Genomic DNA, 23,839 nt, shown 5'->3' on the forward strand with positions numbered 1-23,839 from the left:
CCCGGAGCGATGGGTGGCACGGAAATCTGGCATGGGGCGAGCCCTCTCCTCATCAGGTGTCGCGGCGGCGTCGGCAGGGCGCCGCATCGAACACCGCCGCCTTCGCCCCGGTCACGGCTGTAGACGGGGCTGTATACAGCGGCTGTATTCGTGATGCGAACGGTAGACAGGAGTTGTTGCGCCGGAATATCTCTCGGTGACAAGTCCGTTTCGTCTGTTTCGCCGGTGTGAACCTTTTCCGTAAACGGACGGTGAACAGTTGTGAGATCCCGGCAAACCCGCTGGCCGGGGCGGATGTGGCTACGGTTGCGTAGCGTCGCCGCGATACGGCACGCTTCGATTCGTATGACGTCTGAACCGTCCCATGCCGCGGCGGCGGGCCGCGGACTCGAGTCGAGGAGGACCAGGTGGGCCACTACAAGGCGAACCTGAGGGATATCGAATTCAACCTGTTCGAAGTGCTCGAACTGGACAAGCTGCTCGATACCGGAGCCTACGGCGACCTCGATTCCGACACCGTCCGGGAAGTCCTCTCCGAGGTTCAGCGACTGGCCGAGGGGCCGGTGGCGGACTCCTTCGCCGCGGCCGACCGCGATCCGGTCGCCTACGACGCGACCACCTTCTCGATCACTGTTCCGGAGCCGCTGCGTAGGACCGTCGCCGCCGTGCGGGCCGCGGACTGGAGCAGGCTCGGCATGCCGGAGGGCATGGGCGGCACTCCGGCCCCCGCGGCGCTGGTCTGGGCGGTCGCCGAGATGATCACCTGCGCCAATCCGTCGGCGTCGTTCTTCAACATGGGCCCGGTGATGGCGTCCGTGCTGTACAACGTCGGCACCGAGCAGCAGCGGCGCTGGGCCACGGCCGGCTTCGAGAAGGGCTGGCAGGGCACCATGGTGCTGACCGAGCCCGACGCCGGTTCCGACGTCGGCGCGGGCCGCACCAAGGCGATCCGCCAAGAGGACGGCTCCTGGCACATCGAGGGCGTCAAGCGCTTCATCTCCGGCGCCGAAGTCGGCGACACCGCCGAGAACGTCTTCCATCTGGTGCTCGCCCGCCCCGAGGGCGCGGGACCGGGCACCAAGGGCCTGTCGCTGTTCTACGTGCCGAAGTTCCTGTTCGACCCCGAGACGTTGGAACTCGGCGAGCGCAACGGCGTGTACGTCACCGGGGTGGAGCACAAGATGGGCCTGAAGTCCTCGCCCACCTGCGAGCTGACCTTCGGCGGGCACGGCAGGCCCGCCAAGGGCTGGCTGGTCGGCGAGGTGCACAACGGCATCGCGCAGATGTTCCAGGTGATCGAGAACGCGCGCATGATGGTCGGCGTCAAATCCTCCGGCACCTTGTCGACCGGCTACCTCAACGCGCTGGACTACGCCAAGCAGCGGGTGCAGGGCGCGGACCTGACGCAGATGACCGACAAGGCCGCGCCGCGCGTGCCCATCACCGCCCACCCGGACGTCCGTCGCTCGCTGGCCATGCAGAAGGCGTACGCGGAGGGTTTGCGCGCGGTGTACCTGTACACCGCCGCCCATCAGAACGCCGATGTGGCGCAGCTCGTTTCGGGCGCCGACGCGGAGCTGGCGCACCGGGTGGACGATCTGCTGCTGCCGATCGTCAAGGGCGTCGGCTCGGAGCGGGCCTACCAGTACCTGACCGAGTCGTTGCAAACCTTGGGTGGCTCCGGCTATCTGCAGGACTACCCGATCGAGCAGTACATCCGGGACGCGAAGATCGACTCGCTGTACGAGGGCACCACGGCCATCCAGGCGCAGGACTTCTTCTTCCGCAAGATCATTCGCGACCAAGGCGTGGCGCTCGGCCACGTCAACGCGCGGATCGCGGCGTTCCTGGACGCCAGGACCGGCCGGTTCGACACCGAGCGCGAGCTGCTGCGCACGGCCGCGGAAGACGTCCAGGCGATGGCCGCCTCGCTCACCGGCTTCCTGATGGCCGCGCAGCAGGAGCCCACCGAGTTGTACAAGGTCGGCCTGGGTTCGGTGCGTTTCCTGCTCGCGGTCGGCGATCTGCTCATCGGCTGGCGGCTGCTGGTCCAAGCGGAGATCGCGGCGGCCGCACTGGCCGCAGGCCCCTCGGAGAAGGACCGTGCTTTCTACGCGGGAAAGGTCGCCGTCGCGAGCTTCTTCGCGAAGAACGTGCTGCCGACGCTGAGCGCGGTGCGCGGCATCGTCGCCACGCTGGACAACGACATCATGAACTTGGACGAGGCTGCGTTCTGATTGCAGCGCCTGCGGCGCTGCGAACGGCGCATGCTAGGTCTCGCTTCGCTCGAAAGACGTGGTTCGGTGAGCCGGGCACGTTGGTATACGAAATCAGGGACCAAGTGCGCACCTGGCTCGTGGCGGGTGACGGCGATCAATGCTCGGTAGGAGGTAGGTCAAGGCTGGGGCTCGGGCTGGGACAGGAGTTTGAGCACCACGGGCCGCGACAGTGTGCCGGATACCTGACGGGCGAGCTGATTGGCGCTCGCGCCCGCCGCGTGCGCGGCGCGTAGGGCGGTAGCGAGTTCTTCGCGGGCGGCGTCGGCGGCGGCTTGAGCGTCGCGCAGGCGCTGGGCGGCGCGGTCGACTGCTGACGACTCGTCCTCGTCGGTCAAGTCCTTGACCAGTTCTACCTCGGGGAGGCGTGCTTCCCGTTCGCCGGGAGCCGCGTCGCGGCGCATGGCGGCCCTGGCGAAATCCATCAGGAACGCCCTGGTGGCGTTCCTGTCCTCCGCGGCGGCCTCGCCGAGCAGCAGCTTGGTGGTCTGCGGGACGGCGAGCGACCAGTTGGCCAGGCCGCACAGGGCCAGCAGCAGACGGCCCGCGTCGGCGGAGTCCACGTCGAACTGCTCTTGCGCGCGGTCGAATTTGCGCACGTAGTGCGCGGCGCGCCAGCCGTCGATGTCGTGCGCGTCTGCGCCGCGGTGCAGCGCCTCCCAGAGCATCAGGCGCAGTAGCTGCGGGTTGTCCCGGTGGTAGTCGTACAGCTTGCCGACGTACGCGCCGGGTTCGGTGTCGGCCAGCGGCTTCACCACGTCGATGAACTCGCGCAGCGTGTCGATCAGGATGACGTCGAACAGCTTGTCCTTGCTGCCGAACAGACCGTAGATGCGCTCCTTGTTGACGCCTGCCGCGTCCGCGATCCGGTCCACCCGCGCGCCGGCCAGCCCGTGCTGCGCGAATTCGTCGCGGGCGGCGCGCAGCAGGGCCTGCCTGGTCGCGTCACTGCGTTTCATCGTGGCGGTCATGACGGACACTTTACCATTTCATTAAACCAACTATTTGGTTGACAACTCGGTTCGTCCGGGCCTACCTTCAACCCATGGCAATGCTCACTCTCCAGTCCGCGGCTCCGGTCCGGACGCGCACCCGAGTCGTCTCGCCGCGTGCCCACACCGGGCGCACCGTGCCCTTCTTCGTTCTGGCCGCCCTGCTGGCCACCGGGCAGATGTACGTCCCCATCCCGCTTTTCACCGCAATGCAGGCCGACTGGCACGTCGGTCCCGGCGTGATGACCTGGATCATCAGCGCGTTCGCCTTCGGTTACGCCGGTGGCTTCGTCCTGTTCGGGCCGCTGTCGGATCGCTATGGTCACCGCCGAGTGCTCGTCACCGGCATGCTGGTGGCCGCAGTGGTCACACTGTTGACCGGTTTGGCGGTCAGCGCTCCGCTGGCCGTCGGCCTGCGGGTGGCGCAGGGGCTGGTGGTGGGCTCGATCCCGCCCGCGATCATGGCCTACGTGGCCACCCGCGTCGCTCCCGCGCACCGTTCGGTCGCCACCATGTCCGTGGCCACGTCGTTCCTCGCGGCGACGGTGATCGCGCAGATCGTGTCGCAGTGGATGATCGGCGCGTTCCCGTGGCGCACCGTGTTCGTCGCCTCCGCGATCGGGTTCGCCGTGCTGGCCGTGGTAGTGCGGACCGCGCTGCTGGCCGACGCGCCCACGGATCTGGACAAGCCGCTGCGGCACAGCTACGCCGCGATTCCCGCGGTGTTGCGCATCCGGGCGCTGGTGCCGATGCTGATCGCGGGCGCGATGAGCATGGCGGTGATGGTCGGCGTGTACACCGGCCTCGAGCTGACCGGAGTGGTTCGCGGCTCGGGTGAACTGCTCGCGCTGCGTGCGGGCGCGCTGCCGGTCATGGTGGCGCTTCCCCTGCTCGCGGTGCCGCTGGCCCGGCTGTCCAAGCACGGCCAGATCGTGCTCGGCGCGTTGGTCGCCGCCGCGGCGATGGTGATCGCCACCTTCGAGGGGACGCATCCGGCCGTGCTCGCCGTGCTGCTCGCGGTGCTGGTCGGCGGACTGGGCGTGATCGCTCCCGCGGTGTTGCAGAGCGCGGGCGAACTGGGCGGCGAATCCAGGGCCGCCGCCATGTCGGTCGCGATGTTCTCCTTCTACGTGGGCGCGACGATCGGTCCGCTGGTCGCGGCGACCGCCGCGCCACACGGCTTCGCTGCCCTGGCCTGGACGCTGGCGCTACTGCTCGTCGCAGCGCTGGGGATGACGCTGGTCGGTCTCCGCATGCAACGCAGGGCGCAAGCCGCCTGACCCTGACGTCCGGCCGGTCTCGATGTGGCGAGACCGGCCGGACGTGTCTTCAGGATCGGTCATGTAGCGCGATCACCCTGCCGGTCAGCGGTTCCTGGGCGTCCCAGGCGACGTCGATCTCCACGCCGCGGAACTGCCGAGCCACTTCTCGCAGCATCGCGACAGCGGCTGCCCGCGCCTGGTCTGGCGCGGCATCGGCGGGGACATGTGCCAGACGCCCACAGAGCATTCCACCTCGCGTGTCCTGGACGCTGTGGCGCCAGCCCTCCGGCGTCGCGATCAGCGCTATCGAGGCGGGCATGGGGTAGCGCGGTCCTGCCATGGCGACAACTTACGGAACCCGCGCGGCTACTTCAGCACGTAAGGGGACACGGAACTGCGATGTTCGCTGATGTCGAGCACTTTGCCCAGGGGCGGGAAAGCGCGTTGCGGGCAGTTGGCGCGTTCGCAGACTCGGCAACCCGCGCCGATCGGCGTCGGCTGCACTTCGTCCAAGTCGATGCCGTCGGCGTAGATCACGCGGGCGGCGTGCCGCAATTCGCAGCCGAGGCCGATGGCGAAGGTCTTGCTCGGCTGGCCGAAACGGGTGGCTCGGCGTTCGACCGTGCGCGCCACCCACAGGTATTTGCGGCCGTCGGGCATCTGCGCGATCTGGGTCATGATCTTGCCCGGGTAGGCGAAGGTCTCGTACACGTTCCACAGCGGGCAGGTGCCGCCGCTGGAGGAGAAGTGGAAACCGGTGGCGGACTGGCGCTTGGACATGTTGCCCGCCCGGTCCACCCGCACGAACGAGAACGGCACGCCGCGCAGCGACGGGCGCTGCAACGTGGAGAGCCGGTGGCAGATCGTCTCGTAGCTCTGTGTGAAGAACGCCGACAGTCGTTCGATGTCGTAGCGGAAGTCCTCGGCCACTTCGTGGAAATGCGTGTACGGCAGCACCGTCGCCGCGGCGAAATAGTTGGCCAGCCCCAGCATGGCGAGCTTGCGGGCGTCCTCGGAGGCGAAATTGCCTTCCTCGACGAGCTTTTCCAGCAATTCGCCGCACTCGAAGTAGGCCAGCTCGGCGGCCAGTTTGAACGTTCGCTGCCCGCCGGACAGGTGCGGGGCGATCTCCAGATTGCGGGTCTGCGGGTCGTAGCGGTGCAGCACGCCTTCGCCGAGGTCGATGCGCTCGGTGATCCGCACGTCGTGCGCGCGCAGCATCCTGGCGACCTCGCTGTTGACGTCGCCGCCGTGGAAACGGATGCGCGCGGTGAGCTCCTCCGCGGCGGTGTCCAGCTCGTGGATGTAGTTCTGGCGCTGGTAGAAGTAGTCGCGCACTTCCTCGTGCGGCTTGCTGATCGCGCCGCTGCCCGCGCCGTCGGCGAAGCGGTCTTCGGTGGCGGCGGCCAGCTGGGCGGAGGTGTTGCGGTAGCGGTTGTGCATGTTGACCAGGGCGCGGGCCATGCTCGGGTGCGCCGAGACGATGTCGGCGATCTCCTGGGCGTCGGCCTCGATGCCCAGTTCCTCGTCCATCACGACCTCTTGCAGTTCCGCGATGAGCCGGGTGTCGTCCTGGGCGGAGAAGAAGGTGGCGTCCACGCCGAACACGTCGCTGATCTTCAGCAGCACCGGGACGGTGAGCGGGCGCACGTCGTGCTCGATCTGGTTCAGGTAACTCGCCGAGATCTCCAGCTGCTGGGCCAGCGCGACCTGGCTCAGCCCGCGTTCGGTCCGCAGTTGACGCAGCCGAGCGCCGACATAAGTCTTGGCCATGCGTCCAGTTTATGGGTGCTTTCGCATCCGTGCCAATCAGCGATTAACACTCCTTGCAGACAGGTGTCGTACCCGGCGGCTACCGTCGGCAAGGTGCTGTTCTCGGATGTCGTGCTCGCCTCGGAGACCGTCCGGGCGACCAGGTCGCGCAAGACGAAGATCGCCACGCTGGCCGAGCTGCTGAGCGCGGCCGCGCCGGAGGAGCTGGCGCCCGTGGTCGCCTGGGCGTCCGGCGAGCTGTCGCAGGGGCGGATCGGCACGGGATGGCGCACGCTCATCACGCTCGACCACGCGCCCGCCCCGGCGCCCACGCTCACCGTCTCGGCGGTGGACGCGGCGCTGAGCGAGCTGGCCGTCACCTCCGGCGCCGGTTCGACGGCCAGGCGCAAGCAGTTGCTGGCGGCGCTGTGGTCCGCGGCGACGGAGGACGAGCAGGGCTTCCTGGTGCGCCTGCTCACCGGGGACCTGCGCCAAGGAGCGCTCGCGGCCGTGGTCGCCGAAGCCGTGGCGGTGGCCGCCGACGTGCCGCCCGATCTGGTGCGCCGGGCGTACATGTTGTCGGGGCGGTTGCCGGTCACCGCCGTCGCGGCGCTGTCCGGCGGCGCGGCGGCGCTCGGGGAGTTCCGGCTCGAGGTCGGCCGCCCGATCCAGCCGATGCTGGCCTCTCCCGGTGCGACGCTGGACGAGGCGCTGGTCGAGTCGCACGGCGAAGTGAGCGTCGAGCACAAACTGGACGGCGCCCGCATCCAGGTGCACCGGGACGGCGACCGGGTCCGGATCTTCACCAGGACGTTGCGCGAGATCACCGCGAGCGTTCCCGAACTCGTCGAACTGGTCGCGGGCCTGGACTGCGCCAGCGTGGTGCTGGACGGGGAGACACTGGCGCTCACCGACGCAGGACGGCCGCGCCCGTTCCAGGAGACCATGAGCCGCTTCGCCGAGGTGAGCTCCACCCGGGAGTTGCTGCTGCATCCGTACTTCTTCGACTGCCTGCACCTGGACGGGCGTGACCTGCTCGACGCTCCGCTGTCCGAGCGGCGCGCCGCGCTGACGAAGGTGGCGGGCGAGCACACCATCCCCGCGTTGCTGCGGCCGGATGCCGAAGCGGCGGCGGAATATTTCGACGCCGCGCTGGCCGCGGGGCACGAGGGCGTCATGGTCAAGTCGTTGACCGCGCCGTACGCGGCGGGCAGGCGAGGCCGGGCCTGGCAGAAGATCAAGCCGACGCACACCATCGACCTGATCGTGCTGGGCGCCGAATGGGGCTACGGACGCCGCACGGGTTATCTGTCGAACCTGCACCTCGGCGCGCGCGACCCGGACGGAGGGGAGCCGGTCATGGTGGGCAAGACCTTCAAAGGTCTCACCGACGCTCTGCTGCGATGGCAGACCGAGGAATTCCCCCGTCACGAGCGCTCGCGCGATCAGCACACCGTGTATCTGCGGCCGGAACTCGTCGTGGAGATCGCCTTGGACGGCGTGCAGGTCAGTTCCCGCTACCCCGGTGGTGTCGCGCTGCGTTTCGCGCGGGTCGTGCGGTATCGCCCCGACAAAGAACCCGCCGACGCCGACACCATCGACACCGTGCGTGCGCTGCTGCCGTGATGTGAAGCGCGGTCGCTCCCGCGCCGGGCGCGTGTCGCGCGTGCCACCCGCGTCGAGCCACGGTAGATATGGGCGCGCAAGGTTCCGGATGGCCGCCACAATGCAGTGGTCCGGCCGGTTCGTGCTTCCGGACATGGAATCGGCGGGCGGGCGGGATGATGCGGAAATCACTGTGTGGACGATTTGCCCGGCTGGTGGCGGCGCTGCTGGGCGCTTTGGCGGTGAGCGCGGTCGGCACACCCGCGCTGGCCAATCCGATCGAGCTGTTCCTCACGCCGTCGCGCGAGTACTCCGGGATCCTGCCCACACCGCTGGACGATCCGTTCTACACGCCGCCGCCGGACTTCGAGAGCTTGCCGCCCGGCACGATTCTCGCTTCTCGTGCCGGGGGCACGGGCCTCACCGCGTTCCCGTTGCGGTCGACCGAACTGCTGATCCGGTCCACCGATTCGAAGGACCAGCCGGTGCCCGTGGTCGCGACCTTGCTCGTGCCGCAGGCGCCGTGGACCGGACCGGGGCCGCGGCCGGTGCTGTCGTTCAATGCCGCGATCGACTCGCTCGGACATCGGTGCGCACCGTCCTACAAACTCAGGAACGAGCCGACGGTCGAGTTGTGGGCCGCTCAGATTCCGCTGTCCAAGGGCTATGCCGTGCTCGTGCCCGACCATCAGGGCCCCCGGCAGGCGTACGCGGCGGGACTGATGGCCGGGCACGCGGTGCTCGACTCGATCCGGGCCGTGGTGCACACGACGGAGTTCGGATTGCGCCCGGATGCGCCGACGGTGGTCACCGGATACTCCGGCGGGGCCATCGCGAGCGGCTGGGCCGCGCAACTGGCCCCGCGATACGCGCCCGAGTTGAATCTGGTGGGGGCGGCGTTCGGCGGCGTCCCGGCCGACTTCGACCTGCTGCTGGCCACCATGAACGGGCGCAACGCCGCGTCCGGAGTGTTCCTGGCCGCGACCCTCGGACTGGCGCGGGAGTATCCCGAACTGCTCGCCTTGATGAACGACGACGGCTGGCGACTGGCCCAGGTCGGCAAAGACCTGTGCATGACCGCGGAGGAGTTCGGCGGCGCCTTCGCGCCGATTCCGGTCCAAGCCCTGACCCATGCCGCCGCGCCCACCGAGTTGCCGATGGTCAGGGAGATCCTGGCCGCCAACCGGCTGGGTGCGAGCGCGCCGACGGTGCCGGTGTTCCTCTATCACGCCACACACGATCCGTGGGTGCCGCTGGCGGGCGCGGAAAAGCTCTACGCGGATTGGTGCGGCGCCGGGACGCCGGTGGACTTCCAGGTCTACTTCGGCGAGCACTTCTCGGTCGGGCTCAGCGGCATCCCGGGCGCGAACTCGTGGATCGATGATCGGTTCGCGGGAAGGCCGGTCGCCGCGCACTGCACCCGATCTCGCTGACCAGGACTGATCAGACTAGTCCATGCAGGTCGCGCGAACTTCCGGTAACCGGCATGGCTGTGCCATCCGGGGGTGCAGCACACTGGAGGCGTGACCGTCGAATTACTGGTTCTCCTGATCGTCATCGTCACGGCGCTCGCATTCGATTTCACCAACGGCTTCCACGACACCGCCAACGCGATGGCGACCTCGATCGCGACCGGCGCGCTGCGGCCTCGGGTGGCTGTCGCGCTCTCGGCGGTGCTGAACCTGGTCGGCGCGTTCCTGTCGGTGGCCGTCGCCGCCACCGTCGCGAAGGGCATCGTGCGGCTCGACGCCGTCGGCGGCCAAGACCTGATCGTCATCGTGTTCGCCGGCCTGGTCGGCGGAATCCTGTGGAACCTGCTCACCTGGCTGTTCGGCCTGCCGTCGAGTTCGTCGCACGCGCTGTTCGGCGGTCTGATCGGTGCGACGCTGGCCGCGCTCGGCTGGGGCGGGGTGATCTGGGCGTCCGGGTCGGACGGCGTGCTCACCAAGATCGTGCTGCCCGCGGTGCTCGCGCCCATCGTCGCCGCGCTGGTCTCGGCGATCGGCACCTGGCTGGTGTACCGGATCACCCGCGGCGCCGAACAGGACAAGGTCACCGAGGGGTTCCGCTGGGGTCAGATCGGGTCGGCCTCGCTGGTCTCGCTGGCGCACGGCACGAACGACGCGCAGAAGACGATGGGCGTGATCTTCCTCGCCCTCGTGGCGCACGGGACGCTCACCAAAGACGACGACCTGCCGTTGTGGGTGATGGCCGCGTGCGCCTTCGCCATCGCGGCGGGCACCTACCTCGGCGGCTGGCGGATCATCCGGACGCTGGGCAAGGGCCTGGTCGAGATCGACTCGCCGCAGGGGCTTGCGGCGGAATCCGCCTCGGCCGCGATCATCCTGACTTCCGCCCATTTCGGGTTGCCGCTGTCCACCACGCAGACCGCCACCGGTTCCATCCTCGGCACCGGGCTCGGCAAGGGCGCCGAAGTCCGCTGGGCCGTGATGGGGCGCATGGTGGTCGCATGGTTGCTCACCCTGCCGCTCGCCGCGGTCGCCGGGGCGATCTGCTGGGCCATCGCCCACCTCATCGGCGGGCTGGCCGGTGTGCTCGTGGTCTTCGCCTTGCTGATCGGCTTGTCGGCGTTGATGTACCTGCGGTCGCGGCGCGACCCGGTGCACACCGGCAACGTCAACGAGTGGCCCGGCGAGGGGACCGACCCGCCCGCGGGCGACCCGGCGGCGTCACCGGACCCGAACCGATCCGCTCAGGTGTAGGAGGACCAGGCGTGCACACTCTCGTCACCAATCTGAACGCCCTGTGGAAAGTCACCCTGGCCGGGCTGGTACTCGGCGCGGGCCTGCCGATGATCTTCTCGATCGGGGTGCGGTTCTGGTCGATGACCGTGACGACCGACGCCGGTACGGGCACGGTGCGGCGAAACTATCCCGCTCTCGCGGTCGCGCTGGCGTGCTTCGTGCTGGTCGTGGTGGCGATCGTCAGCGGCATCCTGTACACGGCCAAGGCGTTCATCGCGGCCAGATTCGGCATCCATCTGTTCGGGCAGGCGTGAGGAGTAGCCAGCGTGACCGATCCAGTGAAACCAGTTCCGGACCGGCCGAAACTGCTCGGCAAGGTCGTGGGTTGGCTGCGCGCGGGATACCCGCAGGGCGTGCCGCAGTCGGACTACGTGGCCCTGTTCGCCGTGCTGCACCGGCACCTCACCGACTACGAGGTGGTCACGATCGCCGAGGAACTGGTCGCATCGAACTCGGGCAGCGAGATCACCCACACCGAGATCGAGCAGGCCATCGCCCGGCTCGCCAAGGAGCAGCCGGACGAGCGTGACGTCGCTCGCGTCGCCTCCCACCTGGCCGCGGGCGGCTGGCCGCTGGCCGATCCGCCTGCCGATTCCGACTGACCGAGCCGCCGCCGATGCCTCCCTTCCTGCACGCGATCATCAGCTGGCTGCGGGTGGGATACCCGGACGGTGTCCCGGAAGCCGACTACATCCCGCTGCTCGCCCTGTTGCGCCGCCGCCTGTCCGATGAGGAGGTGGCCAGGATCGCCGCCGAGCTGGCCGGCTCCGGCGGGGCGGACATCGATCAGACCGACATCCAGGTGATGATCACCAAGATCACCAATGACATGCCGTCCGAAGCCGACGTGGCCAGGGTGCGCGCCCGGGTCGAGGCCAACGCGTGGCCGGGCGAGGACTGATCACGGCTGCTCGCGCGGGCCGCTGAGATAGGGGAGGCGGCGCACGCCCGCCACCACCTCGTAGGCGAGATCCTCATAGCCGAGCGCCAGTTCGGCGAGGCGTTCCCAGGCGTTGTGCACGGCCCATTCCGGCGCGCCGGCGAGGATGTCGTGCGCGCAGGCGGAGAACTGGGCGAGCCGGTCGACCACCATGCCCACGGTCTCGGTGTGCATGTGCGCGCCGCCGTGCGGCGGTGGGGTCTGGGTGGCGACCCAGCGGTCGATGGCGAGTACGAGGCGGGCGCGGTGCCGATCGATGTCGCTACCGAGTTCACGGCGCAGGCGGCGCTGGTGTAATCCCGCCAGTAGGTGCGCGGACTCCAGGACCGGGTGGGCGCGGCGCGGCGCCGTGCGGCAAGCCTGTAGGACGAGTTCTTTGGTCGGCAGTGGTTCCACCGCGTCAACCCCCTGAATCGAATGGTCGCGCCGGGCGCGAACGTCATAGCCGCTGCCGCCCGCCCGGACGCGGCAATCGGTACCGAGTCTGCGAAGGCGCGGCGTCCCACGGTGATTCGAGGACGACGAGGCCGACTGCCTCCAGGGCGGTCAGCCCGAAAGGGCGCACCAAGTCCTCCGTCAGCGAAACCATTTCCGCCGCTTGGATAGCCGCCGTCGCCTGCTCGGTGTTCACCATCCGCCCCCGCAGATAGGACACCACCCACGCGTCGTCACTGACCCGCCGCGCTTGATGCGGCGTCCGATCACTCACGATCCACGTGCGGTCGACGACATGCACGGACATCAGAACCCCTCCCCGCCGGAGCGGGGTCTGCCCAGAGCCCCCGCTGTGATGCGCAACACAAGAAGAGTAGGCGCCGGACTGCTGACAGGTCAAGTTGACCGGTCCATTTGACAAACTCGGCCACCTGTGGATGGGGGTACGGTCATCTGCACGAACAGCCGGAGCCGGGAAGGACTCATCGGACGATGGCACCACTCTCGCCCACGGTGGCGCGCTGGGAGCTCATGCTCCGGATCAAGCGCCGCCGCACCGAGTTCGACGTCTCCGCCTCCGTCATCGCCAAGGAACTCGGCTTCACGCTGTCGTACTGGTCGAAGGTGGAGAAGGAACGCGTGCTGGCCGAGGACAAGCTGCGAAAGCTGATGAGCTTGCTCGAATTCGACCAGGATGAGCGCGTGGAAATGTTGCGACTGCGCGACATCGCGAAGCGACGCGGATGGTGGTCGGAGTACGCGGATTTGCTGTCGGACGAGGTGATCCGTCTCTACGGGTTGGAGCACGGGGCGCAGAGTGTTCGGAGTTATACGAGCATATTGATTCCGGGCCTCTTGCAGACCGAGGACTACGCGCGAGCGGTGATCGCCAACGACCGGGCACGGATTCGGCAAGTGGAAATCGATCGCTGGGTAGAGATTCGCATGCGGCGCCAGAGACGGCTGACCGACTCTGAGCCGCTGCAGGTCACGGCGATCATCAACGAGGCGGCGCTGACCCAGCGCACCGGAGGTGCGGCTGTCTTGAAAGGGCAACTGCGCCACCTGCTATCGGTTGCCGAGACGCATGCCGACACGATCGACATCCGGGTCGTACCCTTCGACGCGCCAGGCGGTGTACTGCTCACCGGTGCGTCGTTCCATCTGCTCGGGTTCGACAACGCACTTCTTCCCGATGTGGCGTGGACCGAGACACTGGTCCATCTCGGGGTGACCGAGGAGGCCGAACCGGTGCGTCACCTCGCGACCATGTTCGCCACCACCGCGGTCGAGCACGCGCTCCCGCGGAACGAGTCGATAACGTTGATCGAACGCAGACTCGCAGCGCTGTAGCGTGAACGGCATGGGGCGCGCGCGCAGCTGGTTCAAGTCATCGCATTCGAACGACAGCACCGCATGCGTCGAAGTCTGTTTCGACGGCGGTCGGGTGTTGGTTCGAGACAGCAAGTTTCCTGGTGCGCCGGACGCATCGCCCATGCTGGCGTTCACGCCGACCCAGTGGGCGGCATTCACCACGTCGATCCGCACCACCGCCCTCGCCTGACACGTACTCCCAGCCGACTCTCAGCTTCACTACACCCGAAACACAGCTCCACCGGGAAGAGTGTCCCCGTCGATGCGAAGCGATCCATCGACTGCTCCACCGGTGGACAACTGCCCTGCCCACCACCCCGCTCGGCCGGCGGCGCGCCACCCTCGCACGCGCCGCCGGCCGAGCGCTTTCCGCGAGTGGCACATGGCTGCGGCAAAACGCGAGAAGAGTTCTCCATGGTGTGCCACTCGTCAGATGTCGGCGCCGTGGCGGCGGAGGGCGTCGAGGGCGCGGGTGGTGATGGTGTGGGGGCGGTGGGTCAGGAGGGCGGCGCTTACTCGGATGAGGGTCCAGCCGAGGGATTCGAGGGCGGCGGCGCGGTCGATATCCCAGGCGCGCTGGTCGCGGTCGGCCCAGTGGTGGGCTCCGTCGTATTCGACGGCGACTCGCCATTTGCGCCAGCCCATGTCCAAGCGTGCGAAAGTCGTTCCGTCCGGGCCGAGGACACGGATCTGGGTTTCCGGCGCGGGTAGTCCGGCTCGGCGCAGCAGCAAGCGCGTACGTGTTTCCTGGATGGACTCCGCGCCGCCGTCGATGTAGGGCAGCGCCCGCCGCAGGCTCTTGGCGCCGCGTGCGCGCGGGTGCCGAGCGGCCAGCCGTTCGATGTCCGCGGTGGTCAGCCGGGTCGCGTTGCAGAGGGCGTCGACGACTTCGACCGCTTCATCGAACTCGAGGCGTCGCGCCAGATCGAACGCGGTCCGCGCCGGTGTCGTGCAACGGAACCCGCCAACGGCGCACACTTCGTCGGCCGGAATGGCATCCCGGTATACCAGCACATGCCGTGGCGGCCTGGCACGAGTCGGGAGCACGATTTCAGCGGGCTGTCGTCCAGCCACAGCGCCCCGTGCAGAGCCGCCGCGGAGAATCCGACCAGAATCCCGGCCCCCTTGGCCCAATGCCCGACCGCCTGCGCCCGACCCCGCGCGTCCAGCCGAACCCCCCTCCGCACATAAACATCCGGAAAAATCCGCTCGAAGTCCTTCCGCAACTCCCAAGCACCCACCACCCCCGCCCTTACCGCCCAACTCCCCGGAAAAACCTCCCCCATGATCTCCCCCATATCCCCATCCTCCCCGCCACCCCCGACAGGTTTCGCGAGTGGCACATGGCTGCGGCGAAACGCGAGAAGAGCTCTCGATGGTGTGCCACTCGTGGCGGGTCAGCCCGCGAGGAGGTGGAGGAAGTGCTCGACTTCCGACTGGATGGCGGTGCGGGCGGGGGTGAGGTATTCGCGGGGGTCGGTGAGGTGGGGCGTGGTGGCGAGGCGGTCGCGGATGGCGGCGGTCATTCGGATGTTGAGGCGGGTGGCGATGTTGACTTTTGTCATGCCGTGTTCTACGGCGGCGCGCAGGCCGTGGTCGGGGACGCCGGAGGAGCCGTGCAGCACCAAGGGGACGGGGACCTTCGCGGCCAAGTGGGCGATGAGGTCGTTGTCGAGTTCGGCGGTGCGGGTGTGCATGGCGTGGGAAGAGCCGACGGCGACCGCGAGCGCGTCGACGCCGGTAGCGCTCACGAATTCGACCGCCTCGTCGGGATCGGTGCGCGCGCCGGGCGCGTGGGCGCCGTCTTTGCCGCCCACTTCGCCGAGTTCGGCTTCGATGTGCACGCCGCGCTCATGGCACCAGGCGGTGATCGCGGCGGTGGCGGCGAGGTTGTCGGCGTAATCGAGGGCCGAGCCGTCGTACATGACCGACCGGATGCCGAGATCGACGGCGGCGTGGATCAATTCGGCGCTGGTGGCGTGGTCGAGATGCACCGCGATCGCGGCGGCGCTGTCGGCGGCGATGCGCAGGCAGGCGAGCGCCAGCGGGGCGATGCCACGGTGATGCCGCGCGGTGTTCTCCGACAGCTGCAGCACCACCGGCCTTTCCGCTGCTTCCGCTGCGGCGGCGATCGCCTCGGCGTGCTCGAGGGTTATCACGTTGAACGCGCCGAGTCCGCCGGGTCGGGCGGTGGCGATCAGATCCGGTATCGGGGTCAGCGGCATGGGGTGCCGAGCTCTCGTACCTGGATGGTCGGGGTGAGGCGGGTGCGCAGGCCGCGGTCGATCTCACCGGCCACCGGGACGACCACGGCGGCCGCCGAGGTCGCGACCACGTCGGCGAGCACGGCGGGCCAGTCCGGGCGTGACGCGGAGGCGAGGGCGGCGATCACCGCCGCCACCGCGGCGTCGCCCGCGCCGGTGGGATTTCCGGCGAGCGGTTCGGCGAGCGCCGCCGACCACGCGCCGTCGGCGGTCGCCGCGACGATCCCTTCGGCACCGCGAGTCGCGATCACGGCGCGCACTCCGTTGTCGATCAGCGGCTTCGCGGCGATGACGATGTCGTCGGCGGTCGTCGGCCGGGTGCCGGTGAGGCGCTGCAGTTCGGTCTCGTCCGGGATGAGCACGATCCCTGGCACCTGGGCGGCCAAGCGCAGCGCCTCGCCGTCGACGTCGCAGATGGTCGGCACGTCGGCCGCGATGGCGGTGCGGGCGATCTCGGCGGGCAGCGAGGGCTCGATGCCGCCCGGCAGCGACCCGGAGATGACCAGCCCGGCGATTTCCGGGAGCATGCCCGCCACCCGCACCGACAACTGTTCGGCGGCGTGCGGATTGGAGACCCGCGCGCCGGGCTCCCACAGCGCGGTGGCCGTGCCGTCCTCGGATTCGCTGATCACCACCGTGCGGCGCACCCAGGGCAGCGCGTGCACGAAGTCGACCGGCATCTCCAGTTCGGCGGCGGCCGCGAAGGCGTGGTCGGAGAACCCGGTGGCCCTGGCGTATTTGCCGAGCTGATTCAGCACCCGGGTCACGTTGATGCCCTTGCCGCCGATGCGCTGCTCCACCGACCGGACCCGGTGGGCCTGCCCGCGTTCGAAGCGTTCGACCCGATAGGTCATGTCGTACGCGGGATTCATTGTCACGGTGAGGATCACCTCAACCACTGTCCACGTCTGAGCACCCCGCGCAAGTGGAGATTGTCACTGACTGTCAATATGTCGGCGTGATACCCGGGCCGCAGGTCACCGACGTCGGCGAGCCCGAGCGCGGCGGCCGGAACCGAGGTGGCCGCCAGCACCGCCTCGCGCAGCGGGACGCCGGCGTCGCGCACGGCCCGCGCGACGCATTCCAGCAGCGTGCTGACGCCCCCCGCGATCGACCCGTCGGCGATGCGCGCCACCCCGGCGCGGACGCTCACCTGCTGCGGTCCGAGCTGGTACTCGCCGTCACCGAGTCCGGCCGCCTGCATGGCGTCGGTGACCAGCGCGACTCGTCCCGGCGCGGTCGCGAACGCCAGCGCGGCGAAGCCCGGTTCCACGTGCACGCCGTCGTTGATCAACTCCACGATCACGTCGCCGGCCGCCGCGGCCACCAGCGCGGCGGCGACAGGGCCGGGACGCCGGTGATGCAGCGGCGGCATCCCGTTCGCCAAGTGCGTCACGAGGCGTCCTGCACCATTGGGCGGCAAGGCATCACGGAACGACGCGTAGTCGGTGTCGCTGTGGCCGAGTGCGACCACCACACCGCTGTCGGCCAGCCGCCGCGCGACGGCCGCGTAGCCGGGTCGCTCCGGCGCGAGCGTCATCGCGCGCAGGCGCGTGCCGCCTGCGGCCAACAGTTGGTCGGTCAGGCCGAGATCGGGGTCGCGCAGGTATCGGGGGTCCTGGGCCCCGCAGCGCGCCTCGGACAGGAACGGCCCCTCGATGTGGATACCGCCGAGCACGCCTTCCTCGGCGAGTTCGCGCAAGGCGGCGGTCTGCGCCACCATCTCCGTTGCCGGCCCGGTGACCACGCTCGCCACCACCGTGGTCGAGCCGCGCATGTGGTGGCCTTGCGCCGCCGCCCGCGCGTCCTCGCCGCGCACGGTATCGAACCGGTGCCCGAAACCACCGTGATTGTGAATGTCCACAAGCCCCGGAAGCACGGTTCCCGAAAATGGCGGCTCAGGTAAATCGCGATGTGTCGCACGCCACTGCGCGAACGATCGCACCGCCTCGATCCGGTCCCCGGAAATCAGCACCACGCCGTCGTCCACCGTGACGCTCGCCGAGACGATGCGTCCCCGGATCAACTGGCTGCGTGCTGTCATGTGAATGCCCCTCGTCTCGTGACCCGCGCGGTATGAGCTGAATAGGGATGTCCACCGTTGCCGACCGGGCTCGCCGAGCGACGAACGGTGGTACACCCGCAACGGTCCAGGAGTGGTGCGTCGGATGCGCGACCGCGCCGCGGGTGCCGCGGTTCGATCAGCGACACGCTCGCCGTGACGAGGTGCCGGCGGATCGTCGGCTCGGCGCCCGGTGTCATGCCGACGTTCCACACCGGGCGAGAAGGGCGGCGTCTGCGGGGCGGGTGCGCCCAAGTGATCGAGAACGCTTCCGCTCGCGGCCGATGCGAGGCAATCGTCGCGCGTAGCGGTTGCGCCCGATGTGCGTGCGCGTCGTACCGATCCCCCGCACCTGGCGGAAAAGGCGGCGCCTGCCCACGGGTGCGCCGAAGCAGCCCCGACGGTCTGTGCGAGGCCGTTGTCGTGTGTGCGGGTTCTCTCGATGCGCGTGGCCTCATGCCAACGCCCCGTGGCGAGCGAAGAGGGCGGCGCCTGTCAGGCCCGCGCGTGCGCCGAAGTGGCCGAGGACGACTCGGGGCGCGGGGACCAGGCGGAGGCGGTCGGACAGGGCGCGGTGCAGCGGGTCGGTCAGCGCCGCGCCCGCTCCGGCGAGTCCGCCGCCGAGGACGACCAGTTCGGGGCAGGCCGCGTGGACGATGCCGACCAGGCCGTCGGCGAGCGCGTCGACCGCGTCGGCCACCACGGCAGCCGCGTCGGGGTCGGTGGACATGAGCGCGAAAACCTCTGCCGCGCCGCTGATCTCGCGTCCGGTGCGCCGGGTGTAGGCCCGCGCGATGGCCGCGCCGGAGGCGACCGTCTCCACGCACCCGGTGTTGCCGCAGGGGCAGGGCAATCCGCCCGCGCGCCGCACCGGCACGTGCCCGTACTCGCCGACCTGCCCGTAACCGCTGCGCACCAACCTCCCGCCGACCGACAGCGTGCCCGAGATGCCGGTGCCGAGAATGACGACGCACACGTTCTCGTGACCTTGCCCGGCGCCGTACCGCCATTCCGCCCAACCGGCGACGGCGACATCGTGCTCGATCAGCGTGGGCAGATTCCAGCGCGCGGGGAAAAAGTCGCCAACGTGCACGTTTCGCCAGCCGACATTGCTGCTGAACACGGCGACGGATCTGGCGGTATCGACGATGCCGGGCAGTACGACTGCCGCGCGACCCACTCGGCGGCGATCGGAGTCAGTTAGTTCCGCGAGCAACCGCTCGCCCAGCTCACCCATGGCATCGAAGGCCGCTGGACCGAGTGGCGTGGCCACCGTCCCCACGGCCAGCGCCGTGCCCGCCGCGTCGGTGATCTCGCCTTTGATGGTGGTGCCGCCGACATCCATGCCGAGCACGAGCGCGTCGTCCGGCAGCGCCGCCGCGCCGGACACGTTCGCGGGTTGCACAGCCGAATGTCGCCGCGTGGTCGTCCGGTTGTCTGGGCGTGCGCGGTCTGTCTCGGTACGGGGTGAGTCGGGCATGTCGGCGGGTCGCTGGGTTGATTCTTGTCGCGTGGTCGTCCGGTCGTCTGGGTGCGCGTAATTCGTTCCGGCACGGCGTGATGCGGACATGTCGGCGGATCGCCCGGCCGTATCTCGTCGCGTGGTCATCCGGTCGTCCCGGCACGGTCCGTGCCCACGCGGGGTGATCCGGACGCACCCGACTGTTCGGTTCCCATTCTCGGCACAGTAGTTCGTGGCCGCTTCCACGACGGCGCGGTTCGGCCTGCGGCGATGTCGTGCCGCGTCGCGCGCATTCCGGCGGGCATTCGATAGGTGCCGGTGCGCGTGTGGCGTTGCGGCCAGGGGTGGGGGTCGTGTGGGCGTGCGGTGTGCTTGTGGCGCTGTGGCCAGGGATGGCCGTCGTCCGGACATGCCATGCGGGTGAGCCCCTACGGCGACGGGTCGCCGTCGTGCGGACGTGCCCCGTCGCCGACGGCAGGCGAGTTTTCGCGGAGACCATCGCCGGGCAGCGGAAGCCGCCGGAACAGGGCGGGCCGAGATCCCGGCCCATGCTCACCGCGCGTCCTCGGTCACGACTTCAGAACCACCGAGCGATTCAGGCCGCGCGGGTGGTCGGGGTCCAATCCGAGGTCGGCGGAGCGCAGCAGGCAGAGCCGGTGCACCCGGATCAGGTCCGCCATCGGGTCGATGTCGCGATGTTCCAGATGGGCGCCGGTGGCGGCGACGTCGTCGGCGAAGCCCGGCTCCAGCGGCCCGAACGCCCAGACCGCTCGTCCGGGCGCCGAGATGGCGATCGGGCCGTGGCGGTACTCCGTCGCCGGATACGCCTCCGTCCAGGACTGGCAGGATTCGCGCAGCTTGAGCGCCGCCTCGTCGGCGATGGCCGCCGCGAATCCCATGCCGACGAAACTGATCTGCTCGGCGCGGCGCACCGCGGCCAGCGACACGACGGGGTCCTCGGCGAGCACCGCGCGGGCCTGGGCGATCACGGAGGTGAGGTCATCGCCGAGATGGGTGCGGAGAATGGCCAGGGTGGTCGTCGCGAAGCGGGTCTGCACCACCGACCGCTCATCGACCTGGTCGATGAGGATGGGGTCGCCGAGTTCGAGGACGGGCGTGCCGGGACTGGAGCAGATCACCGCCCGCGGGATGCGCGCCGGGATGCCGCACATCGCGCGCACCACTTCCGTGGTCGTGCCGGAGCGGCAGATCACCAGGTAGCGGTCGTATTCGCGAGCGCGGACCGCGCTGGCGGGCCACGCGTCGGTGATCCCCTGTCCCGCTCCCTCGCGCAGTGCCGCGATGGCACGAGCCATGAAATACGAGGTGCCGCAGCCGATCACGGCGACGCGCTCACCCGGCTTCGGCAGCACGGCGCGATGATCCGCGGCGACGGCCGCGGCGCGCGTCCAGTCGTCCGGCTGGGTGGCCACCTCGGCAGCCAGATGCGGCGTGTGGTCGGCAGACGTAGGCACTCCGACAGCTTCACGCCAAGTGATCATTTATGTCAAATATCTGACGAAATCGGTCACATATGATCACAATTCGGACTAGATTGAGCCGCACCGACGGTGCGTCCTCCCATCATCGGCGGCTCCGCTGGCGCCCGGTGGGTAAATCTGAAAGGTTCTGCTCGTGAAAAGACCATTCCACCGCGTGCTTGCCGGACTCGCGATGGTCACCGGCGTCGCGCTGACCCTGTCCTCCTGCGGATTCGGTTCGAAAAGCGGTGCGGACTCGGCCACCACGATCAATTTCCTCGCCCCCGCCTACAGCGACGGCGCCACGGGCACCAAGGCGCTGTGGGACGGCATCATCGCCGAATTCCAGAAGCAGAATCCTGGCATCACCGTCAATCTGCAGATGGAGTCGTGGAACTCGATCAACGACGTGGTGCGCACCAAGCTGCAATCGCAGTCGACCACGCCGGACATGCTCAATATCGACGCCTATGCCAGCTTCGCGGGCGACGGCCTGCTCTACCCGGCCACCGACATCGTCTCCGCGCCGGTCCTGGCCGACATCCAGCCCGCTTTCGCGCAGAACGCTTCGCTGAACGGCACGCAATACGCGCTGCCGCTGTTCGCCTCCACCCGCACCCTGTTCTACAACACCGAACTGTTCGAGAAGGCGGGCATCGCCCGGCCGCCGAAGACCTGGGCCGAACTGACCGATGCGGCGAAGAGGATCCAAGCGCTCGGCGGCGGCGTCTCCGGGTACGGGCTTCCGCTCGGCAGCGAGGAGGCCCAAGGCGAAACCTCCATCTGGACCTTCGGCGCGGGCGGCTCGTGGGCCGACGGCGATCGGATCACCGTGGACACCCCGCAGAACCTCGAAGGGGTGCGGGCCATGCGTGATCTGATCGACGCCGGCGCGACGCAACCGAATCCGGGCGCCACCGACCGCAAGGACGTGCTCAACGCCTTCATCCAGGGCAAGATCGGCATGGTCGAAGCCCTGCCGCCCACCATCGGCCAGATCGCGGCGAAGAATCCGGGCCTGCGCTACGCGACCGCGCCGTCGCCGACCAAGACCGGGAATCCGGTCACGCTCGGGGTGGCCGATCACCTGATGGCGTTCAAGAAGGACGGCGCCAAGGCCGAATCGATCAAGAAGTTCCTCGACTATTTCTACTCGGCGGCGGTGTACGCGGATTTCGTCAAGCACGAGGGATTCATCCCGATCACCCACAGCGCCGCCACCGCCCTCGCCGAGGACCCGGTGACCAAGGCATTCGCCGCCACGCTGCCGGTGGCGCGGTTCTACCCGAGCGACAACCCGAAATGGGCGGTGGCGCAGGGCGTCATCCGTCAGCAGATGGGCACCATCGCACAGGGCGCCGACCCCGCTCAGGTGCTGCAACGGATCCAGGAAGCCACGAAATAAGGTGCGACGCAGAGGAATAACGGCGGCGCTGCCGTGGATCGGGCCGTCGCTGGTCCTGATCGCGGCGGTTGTCGCCTTTCCGGCCTGCTACATGGTGTGGACCAGCACCAGGGATCTCAGCGCCTACGGCCAGGACCGCGGCAGCGCCGGTCTGGCCAACTACCGTGCCCTGTTCGCGATCTCGGAACTCGGCTCGGTGCTGGGCCACACGGTGGTCTGGGTGGTCGGCGTCGTGCTGATCACGCTGCTGCTGTCCGCGGCGCTGGCCCAGTTCCTGAACAAGGATTTTCCCGGACGCACCGCGGTGCGGATGGCGATCCTGGTGCCGTGGGCGGCATCGGTTGTGATGACGACCACGATCTTCTACTACCTGCTCGATCCGGACGTGGGCATCGCCAATCGGTTCCTGGTCGACATCGGCCTGCTCGACCGCGGTTACGGCTTCACCAAGCAGCCGACGCAGGCGTTTCTCGTCGCGATGGGCGTGGCGGTGTTCGTCTCGGTGCCGTTCACCACCTACACGATCCTGGCCGGGCTGCAATCCATTCCGGCGGAGATCGAGGAGGCGGGGCGGGTCGACGGGGCGAGCGCGTGGCAGCGCTACCGCCATCTCACCCTGCCGCAGCTGCGTCCGGCGATCGCGGTGGCGACCATCATCAACATCATCAACGTGTTCAACTCGCTGCCGATCCTGCAGGTGATCACCGGCAGCATCGCCGGGTTCTCCGCCGACACCACCACGACGCTGACGTTCAAGCTGATCCGGCAGAACCAGCAGGTCGACACCGCCGCGGCGATGAGCGTGCTGAACTTCGCGCTGATCGCCGTCATCATCGCGATCTACGTGAAACTGGTCCGCCCGGCCGCGGAGACCGACCGATGACGACGCGGACGCGGGTACGCGAGCAGACCACGGTGACGCCGGTCGCTCCGGCGGCGCCAGCGCGACGCCGTTGGGAGCTCACCGCGGTCGGCGCGGTGCTCGCCGCGGTGTTCCTGCTGCCGTTCGTCGTGATGGTGCTCGGTTCGCTGAAGAGCCGCGCCGAGATCCTGCGCATCCCGCCGACGTATCTGCCGCAGTCCTGGCATCCGGACAACTACGCGACGATGTGGGACACCCCCGAGACGCCGCTGCCGTTCAATCTGGTCAGCACGATCGTCATCGCGGTCTGCGCCACCCTCTTGGTGCTGGCCGTGGCGATCCCGGCGGGGTACTACACGGCGCGGCACCGCTTTCCAGGGCGCGCGGTGTTTCTCGGCGTGGTGCTGGTGACCCAGATGTTGCAGCCGACGGTGCTGGTGACCGGGTTGATCCGGGAGTTCTTCGCGCTCGGCATCAACGACACCTGGCTGGCGATGATCCTGGTGAACGCCGCGTTCAACTTGTCCTTCGCGGTGTGGATCCTGCACAGCTTCTTCGCCGCGATCCCGGTGGAGATCGAGGAAGCCGCGATGCTCGACGGACTCGGCCGCGCGCAGATCCTGCTGCGGGTGAGCCTGCCGCTGGTCTGGCCGGGCATCGTCACCGCGACGATCTTCGTCGCGGTGGCGTGCTGGAACGAATTCGCCGCCAGCCTCGTCGTGCTGACCACGCCGGAGAATCAACCGCTGTCGGTGGCGCTGACCAAGTTCGTCGGCCAGTACGACACCGCGTGGCAGTACGTGTTCGCGATCTCCACCGTCGGCATCGTTCCGGTGGTGCTGCTGTTCGCTCTCATCGAGAAGCGACTCGTGGCCGGATTGACCGCGGGCAGCGTGAAATAG

At 68.9% G+C, this 23,839-nt stretch carries 24 protein-coding genes; 13 read left to right on the forward strand and 11 right to left on the reverse strand.

Annotated elements, in window-relative coordinates:
- Positions 1-407: 407 nt before the first annotated feature.
- Positions 408-2,237 carry an acyl-CoA dehydrogenase gene (locus U3653_RS31620; protein WP_195080710.1) on the forward strand — a complete coding sequence of 610 codons (1,830 nt, stop codon included), beginning with the start codon at positions 408-410 and terminating at the stop codon, positions 2,235-2,237.
- Positions 2,238-2,395: 158 nt separating this feature from the next.
- Here the strand turns inward: U3653_RS31620 and U3653_RS31625 are convergent, their stop codons facing one another.
- On the reverse strand, positions 2,396-3,247 hold the full coding sequence (locus U3653_RS31625; protein WP_323124539.1) for a TetR/AcrR family transcriptional regulator: 852 nt from the start codon (positions 3,245-3,247) through the stop codon (positions 2,396-2,398).
- A gap of 74 nt (positions 3,248-3,321) precedes the next feature.
- On the opposite strand from U3653_RS31625, the gene U3653_RS31630 reads away from it, so the two are divergent.
- Positions 3,322-4,548, forward strand: a complete 1,227-nt coding sequence (locus U3653_RS31630; RefSeq protein WP_195080709.1) for an MFS transporter — start codon at positions 3,322-3,324, stop codon at positions 4,546-4,548.
- A gap of 49 nt (positions 4,549-4,597) precedes the next feature.
- On the opposite strand, the gene U3653_RS31635 is transcribed toward U3653_RS31630, so the two are convergent.
- Both U3653_RS31635 and ramB read right to left on the reverse strand, forming a co-directional pair.
- Positions 4,598-4,870: a hypothetical protein gene (locus tag U3653_RS31635; protein ID WP_195080708.1), complete on the reverse strand. Its 273-nt coding sequence runs from the start codon at positions 4,868-4,870 to the stop codon at positions 4,598-4,600.
- A 26-nt stretch (positions 4,871-4,896) separates the two neighbouring features.
- Positions 4,897-6,303: an acetate metabolism transcriptional regulator RamB gene (gene ramB / locus U3653_RS31640; RefSeq protein ID WP_195080707.1), complete on the reverse strand. Its 1,407-nt coding sequence runs from the start codon at positions 6,301-6,303 to the stop codon at positions 4,897-4,899.
- A gap of 93 nt (positions 6,304-6,396) precedes the next feature.
- Here ramB and U3653_RS31645 point away from each other — a divergent pair, with 93 nt between their 5' ends.
- From U3653_RS31645 to U3653_RS31670, 6 genes are all read left to right on the forward strand, one after another.
- A complete protein-coding gene (locus U3653_RS31645; RefSeq protein ID WP_195080706.1) occupies positions 6,397-7,908 on the forward strand; it encodes an ATP-dependent DNA ligase in 1,512 nt (503 codons plus the stop codon).
- Positions 7,909-8,102: 194 nt separating this feature from the next.
- Complete coding sequence (locus U3653_RS31650; protein WP_323124540.1) at positions 8,103-9,320, forward strand: lipase family protein; 1,218 nt, start codon at positions 8,103-8,105, stop codon at positions 9,318-9,320.
- A 90-nt stretch (positions 9,321-9,410) separates the two neighbouring features.
- Positions 9,411-10,610 (forward strand): inorganic phosphate transporter, encoded by a 1,200-nt coding sequence (locus U3653_RS31655; protein ID WP_195080704.1) that lies wholly within the window; start codon positions 9,411-9,413, stop codon positions 10,608-10,610.
- An 11-nt stretch (positions 10,611-10,621) separates the two neighbouring features.
- The gene (locus tag U3653_RS31660; protein ID WP_195080703.1) at positions 10,622-10,906 is read left to right on the forward strand and encodes a hypothetical protein; all 285 of its coding nucleotides are present in this window, start codon (positions 10,622-10,624) and stop codon (positions 10,904-10,906) included.
- Positions 10,907-10,918: 12 nt separating this feature from the next.
- Positions 10,919-11,254, forward strand: a complete 336-nt coding sequence (locus U3653_RS31665) for a DUF3349 domain-containing protein (RefSeq protein ID WP_195080702.1) — start codon at positions 10,919-10,921, stop codon at positions 11,252-11,254.
- Positions 11,255-11,268: 14 nt separating this feature from the next.
- Positions 11,269-11,553: a DUF3349 domain-containing protein gene (locus U3653_RS31670; RefSeq protein ID WP_067797124.1), complete on the forward strand. Its 285-nt coding sequence runs from the start codon at positions 11,269-11,271 to the stop codon at positions 11,551-11,553.
- On the opposite strand, the gene U3653_RS31675 is transcribed toward U3653_RS31670, so the two are convergent.
- Entirely contained in the window at positions 11,554-11,988 is a 435-nt protein-coding gene (locus tag U3653_RS31675; RefSeq protein ID WP_195080701.1) for a DUF4254 domain-containing protein, read from the reverse strand.
- A gap of 43 nt (positions 11,989-12,031) precedes the next feature.
- Positions 12,032-12,334 (reverse strand): hypothetical protein, encoded by a 303-nt coding sequence (locus U3653_RS31680; protein ID WP_195080700.1) that lies wholly within the window; start codon positions 12,332-12,334, stop codon positions 12,032-12,034.
- A 185-nt stretch (positions 12,335-12,519) separates the two neighbouring features.
- Here U3653_RS31680 and U3653_RS31685 point away from each other — a divergent pair, with 185 nt between their 5' ends.
- Both U3653_RS31685 and U3653_RS31690 read left to right on the forward strand, forming a co-directional pair.
- Positions 12,520-13,380 carry a DUF5753 domain-containing protein gene (locus tag U3653_RS31685; RefSeq protein ID WP_195080699.1) on the forward strand — a complete coding sequence of 287 codons (861 nt, stop codon included), beginning with the start codon at positions 12,520-12,522 and terminating at the stop codon, positions 13,378-13,380.
- Between the two features lie 10 nt (positions 13,381-13,390).
- Positions 13,391-13,591: a DUF397 domain-containing protein gene (locus U3653_RS31690; protein ID WP_195080698.1), complete on the forward strand. Its 201-nt coding sequence runs from the start codon at positions 13,391-13,393 to the stop codon at positions 13,589-13,591.
- Positions 13,592-13,830: 239 nt separating this feature from the next.
- On the opposite strand, the gene U3653_RS31695 is transcribed toward U3653_RS31690, so the two are convergent.
- From U3653_RS31695 to U3653_RS31720, 6 genes are all read right to left on the reverse strand, one after another.
- On the reverse strand, positions 13,831-14,448 hold the full coding sequence (locus U3653_RS31695; protein WP_323124541.1) for a type IV toxin-antitoxin system AbiEi family antitoxin: 618 nt from the start codon (positions 14,446-14,448) through the stop codon (positions 13,831-13,833).
- A gap of 350 nt (positions 14,449-14,798) precedes the next feature.
- Entirely contained in the window at positions 14,799-15,626 is an 828-nt protein-coding gene (locus U3653_RS31700) for a class II fructose-bisphosphate aldolase (RefSeq protein WP_195080697.1), read from the reverse strand.
- Complete coding sequence (locus U3653_RS31705; RefSeq protein ID WP_323124542.1) at positions 15,617-16,543, reverse strand: hexose kinase; 927 nt, start codon at positions 16,541-16,543, stop codon at positions 15,617-15,619. Before U3653_RS31705 ends, U3653_RS31700 begins: the two co-directional genes overlap by 10 nt.
- An 8-nt stretch (positions 16,544-16,551) precedes the next feature.
- Positions 16,552-17,709, reverse strand: a complete 1,158-nt coding sequence (locus U3653_RS31710) for an N-acetylglucosamine-6-phosphate deacetylase (protein ID WP_195080696.1) — start codon at positions 17,707-17,709, stop codon at positions 16,552-16,554.
- A gap of 472 nt (positions 17,710-18,181) precedes the next feature.
- The gene (locus U3653_RS31715) at positions 18,182-19,132 is read right to left on the reverse strand and encodes an ROK family protein (protein WP_323124543.1); all 951 of its coding nucleotides are present in this window, start codon (positions 19,130-19,132) and stop codon (positions 18,182-18,184) included.
- 626 nt (positions 19,133-19,758) lie between these two features.
- Complete coding sequence (locus U3653_RS31720; protein WP_323124544.1) at positions 19,759-20,664, reverse strand: SIS domain-containing protein; 906 nt, start codon at positions 20,662-20,664, stop codon at positions 19,759-19,761.
- 160 nt (positions 20,665-20,824) lie between these two features.
- On the opposite strand from U3653_RS31720, the gene U3653_RS31725 reads away from it, so the two are divergent.
- From U3653_RS31725 to U3653_RS31735, 3 genes are read left to right on the forward strand one after another with little or no spacing between them, the layout of a single operon-like run.
- Positions 20,825-22,075, forward strand: coding sequence for an extracellular solute-binding protein (locus U3653_RS31725; RefSeq protein ID WP_323124545.1), 1,251 nt, complete (start codon positions 20,825-20,827; stop codon positions 22,073-22,075).
- Position 22,076: 1 nt separating this feature from the next.
- Positions 22,077-22,958 (forward strand): carbohydrate ABC transporter permease, encoded by an 882-nt coding sequence (locus U3653_RS31730; protein WP_195080694.1) that lies wholly within the window; start codon positions 22,077-22,079, stop codon positions 22,956-22,958.
- Complete coding sequence (locus U3653_RS31735) at positions 22,955-23,839, forward strand: carbohydrate ABC transporter permease (protein WP_195080693.1); 885 nt, start codon at positions 22,955-22,957, stop codon at positions 23,837-23,839. The genes U3653_RS31730 and U3653_RS31735 overlap by 4 nt, the downstream gene beginning before the upstream one ends.

Origin of the sequence: Nocardia implantans, assembly GCF_035544775.1 — a bacterium.
GTDB lineage: Bacteria > Actinomycetota > Actinomycetes > Mycobacteriales > Mycobacteriaceae > Nocardia > Nocardia implantans.